This window comes from uncultured Dialister sp. (assembly GCF_937959425.1).
Classification (GTDB): domain Bacteria; phylum Bacillota; class Negativicutes; order Veillonellales; family Dialisteraceae; genus Dialister.
Genome location: NZ_CALGPS010000090.1, coordinates 1 through 3,420, shown reverse-complemented (window position 1 = coordinate 3,420; position 3,420 = coordinate 1). Strand labels below are relative to the sequence as shown.

Here is a 3,420-nt window from a genome sequence, read left to right as displayed (position 1 = left end):
CGATAAAATCGCTCTTTTTTGATTAGAAAATCACTAACTTGTAAACTCCTGCTAGTGAGCTGGTTGGAGTCACTTACGGCATACGCGGAAGTGTTTCCCGCCGACTGGTATTTATTAGCGGATGTCTCTACTGTGCCGGGTACCAAAATTCTTCGCCTACGGCTCAGAATGACCGTGTCCGGCGGAAAGGAAATCCCGTAACGCCCGCCGCCGTCAGGCGGCATATATAATTATTGCCCGAAGGGCAATCCATAACCCTCAGCGGCCAAAGGCCGCTGTCAAACGTAAGAACCTTCCGGCCCTGGGCCGATCAAACTTGAGAACCTTTTCCACAACTTTTTCCCTCACAACCCTTCTACACAACCCTCGGGCCGCAGGCCCGTCAAACTTAAGAACCTTAAGAACCCTCGGGGCCCACAGGCCCCGTCAACCTTCCCTTTGGCCCCTATTTCATTGCCTTTTCTATTTTCTCCAGATTCTCCCTCATGGTATCCAGATAGCTTTCTTTGTCCGGTTCCTCCAGGGTGGAGAGGGTTTCGGCGTCGGCGCCGGCTTCATTTGCCAGGGTTCTGGCCAGGGCGGGATCCATCATTTCTTCGGTGAATATGGTTTTTACCTGATGGGCGCGGCAGAAGCGGATGAGCTCCACCAGCTTCCGGGCCGGCGGTTCCCCGGTGGCGAAGGCGTCTTCTACGCTTTCCTGGGTGAGGGAGAAGTCCCTTGCCAGGTAGCCGAAGGCGGCGTGGCCGGTAACCAGTTCTTTCCTTGGCGCTTTGGAGAGCTTTTCCCTGTATTCCGCCTGCAGGCTGTCTATACCGGCAGCGAAGGTACTGTAGTTTTTCATGAAGAGGTCCCTGTTTTCCGGGGAGGCGGTGATGAGGCCGTCCCGGATGGCGCGGGCCTCTTCTTTGGCTTCGGAGAGGCCCAGCCAGGTGTGGGGGTCGTAGTCTCCGTGTTCTTCCCTTTCTTCCTCATCTTCCAGCAGGATGGGCGTGACCTTTTCCGACGCCTTGACCACCACCCGATTGTCGCTTCCGGCACTCCGGAGGGCCTTGTCCGCCCAGTGCTCCATGCCCATGCCGTTGTACACGAAGACCTTCGCTTCCTTCAGTTTCACCAGATCTCCCGCCCGGGGCTCGAAGTCGTGAGGCTCGGTGCCGTCGGGTACCATGACGGAAATGGAAACGGCGTCTCCGCCGATGGCTTCGGTGAGCTTTTCCATGGCGCCGAAGGAAACCACCACCGGGATTTTCCCTTCCTCTACGGCTGGCGGCTCTTTTCCGCAGCCGGCGGTGAAGGCTATGGCGGCAAGGAGAAGGGCGATTTCTTTTTTGAAATGGGATTTCATGGACGGAGCACCTGCTTTACGAAAATGGTGGAAAGGAGCAGGAAGGCGGCGGTCAGGGCGGTGACGCCGCCGGGGGCTGCGCCGATGAAGTAGGAGAGGAAGAATCCCGAAAGGATGGAGGCAAAGCTGTAAAGGAGGGAGGCCAGGAAGGTGGTTTTGAATCCCTTCTTCAGCTGCAGGGCGCTGGCCACGGGAAGGGTAATCATGGAGGTAATCACCAGGATGCCGACGGAGCGGATGGATACGGAAATGGCGGCGGCCACCAGAAAGGCGAAGAGGTAGTTCAGCCGTTTCACGTGGACCCTGGCAATGCGGGAGGCTTCCTCGTCATAGGTAATGTAGAGGAGCTGGTGGTAGTTCAGAATCACCGTCACCACGGCGAAGAGGCTCAGCACGGCGGTGACCGCCATGTCTATGGGAGACACGGTGAGCATGGAGCCGAAGAGGTAGGCGTCGGCATTAGCGTGAAGATGGCCGGAGCTGATGAGGGTGATGGCAATGCCTACGGAAATGGACAGCACGATGGAGAGAATCAGGTCTGTATATTTCTTGAAATACTGGCGCAGAAACTCGATGGAAAGCCCCGCCAGGGCGGTGAAGGCAAAGGACACCAGCACCGGGCTTTCCCGGAAGAGGAGGCCCAGGGTGACGCCGGCCAGGGAGGAATGGGCCAGGGTGTCGCCGATCATGGAGTAGCGCTTCAGCACGATGAAAATGCCGATGCAGGGGCAGAGGATGGCGATGCAGATGGAAATGAAAAGGGCATTCTGCATGAAATCATAACTGAACATGGCCGCCCTCCTTCTTTATATATTCTTCAATATAATGGGACACGCTGCAGAGATGGCCCCTGCCGCCGTCCACATGGTAGAGGCCTGTAGACACCTGCCCCGCCTCTTCCATATTGTGCTCCACCGCCAGCACGGTGAGGGCCCTTTCCCGGTTCAGCCGGGAGAGCTCCCCGTAGATTTCCCGCTGGCTTTCCAGATCCACGCCGGTGGAAGGTTCGTCCAGCATGAGGAGATCCGGACTCCCCATGAGGGCCCGGGCAATGAGTACCTTCTGGTGCTGCCCGCCGGAAAGATTCCCCATGAGCTCGCCGGCATAATCCTCCATGCCGGTGACGGCAAGAGTGTCCTTCACGGAAATGGATTTCAGGTGAAGGAGCTTCCCGTAGGAATGAATGACCTCCGCCACGGTAATGGGAAAAGCATGGTCCCGGGCAGGCATCTGGGGCACATAGCCCACACGCCGGGCGCGGCAGGAAATGGTGCCCCTCACCGGGGACAGGAATCCCAAGATGAGCTTCAAAAGGGTGCTCTTTCCGCTGCCGTTGTTTCCTACGATGGAAATATAGGATCCCTTCGGCACGTGGAGGGAAATATCCTCCAGAAGCCAGGGCTCCTTTCCGGTGTAGGAAAAATAAAGATGTTCTATGTCAAGCATGGCGTCTCCTTACCTTGTTATAAATGTCGATATTCTCCTTTCATCATAGCATAGCAGGCAAGGGGAGGCCAGAGGATGGGGGATGGCGGGATAGTGGGATAGTGGGATAGTGGGATGGTGAGACCGCTGTCCGCTATCGGCTATCCGCTATCGGCTATCGGCAGCGAAAACCATACAACCGCGCCTGCGGCACGATGGAAACACACCCCCCTTTGGTGCCTGCGGCACCACCTTTCCCCCGCTGAAGCGGGGGGACAATAAGAGAGGGGGAAAAAACCTTCTACACAACCCGCCGCCGACAGGCGGCCATAACCTACGGCGAAGCCGTGCCCCTTTTTTATTGCGGCGGAGCCGCCGCCACAACCCTCGGCGCCAAAGGCGCCGTCAAACCTAAGAACCCGACCGCCGTAGGCCGGTCAAACTTGAGAACCTTTTCCACAACCTTTTCCCTCACAACCCTTCTACACAACCCGCCGCCGGCAGGCGGTCCCAACCTGCGGCGTCAGCCGCGTCCCTTTTTTATTGCGGCGAAGCTGCCACCACAACCCTCAGCGTCCAAAGGCCGCTGTCAAACTTAAGAACCTTAAGAACCCTCGGGCCCACAGGCTCCGTCAACCTTTTCTTCC

At 57.5% G+C, this 3,420-nt stretch carries 3 protein-coding genes; all 3 read right to left on the bottom strand.

The window, feature by feature from the left end:
* Positions 1-445: 445 nt before the first annotated feature.
* Genes Q0482_RS03555 through Q0482_RS03545 form a run of 3 tightly spaced genes read right to left on the bottom strand, consistent with a single transcriptional unit; the run spans position 446 to position 2,794 of the window.
* A complete protein-coding gene (locus Q0482_RS03555; protein ID WP_299143467.1) occupies positions 446-1,348 on the bottom strand; it encodes a zinc ABC transporter substrate-binding protein in 903 nt (300 codons plus the stop codon).
* Positions 1,345-2,139, bottom strand: coding sequence for a metal ABC transporter permease (locus tag Q0482_RS03550; protein WP_299143465.1), 795 nt, complete (start codon positions 2,137-2,139; stop codon positions 1,345-1,347). Before Q0482_RS03550 ends, Q0482_RS03555 begins: the two co-directional genes overlap by 4 nt.
* Positions 2,126-2,794, bottom strand: coding sequence for a metal ABC transporter ATP-binding protein (locus Q0482_RS03545; RefSeq protein WP_299143464.1), 669 nt, complete (start codon positions 2,792-2,794; stop codon positions 2,126-2,128). The genes Q0482_RS03550 and Q0482_RS03545 overlap by 14 nt, the downstream gene beginning before the upstream one ends.
* Positions 2,795-3,420 lie beyond the last annotated feature (626 nt).

Bases quoted from the DNA above. Each gene is read 5' to 3' on its own strand.
- Q0482_RS03555 (WP_299143467.1), bottom strand. From the start codon at position 1,348: ATGAAATCCCATTTCAAAAAAGAAATCGCCCTTCTCCTTGCCGCCATA.
- Q0482_RS03550 (WP_299143465.1), bottom strand. From the start codon at position 2,139: ATGTTCAGTTATGATTTCATGCAGAATGCCCTTTTCATTTCCATCTGC.
- Q0482_RS03545 (WP_299143464.1), bottom strand. From the start codon at position 2,794: ATGCTTGACATAGAACATCTTTATTTTTCCTACACCGGAAAGGAGCCC.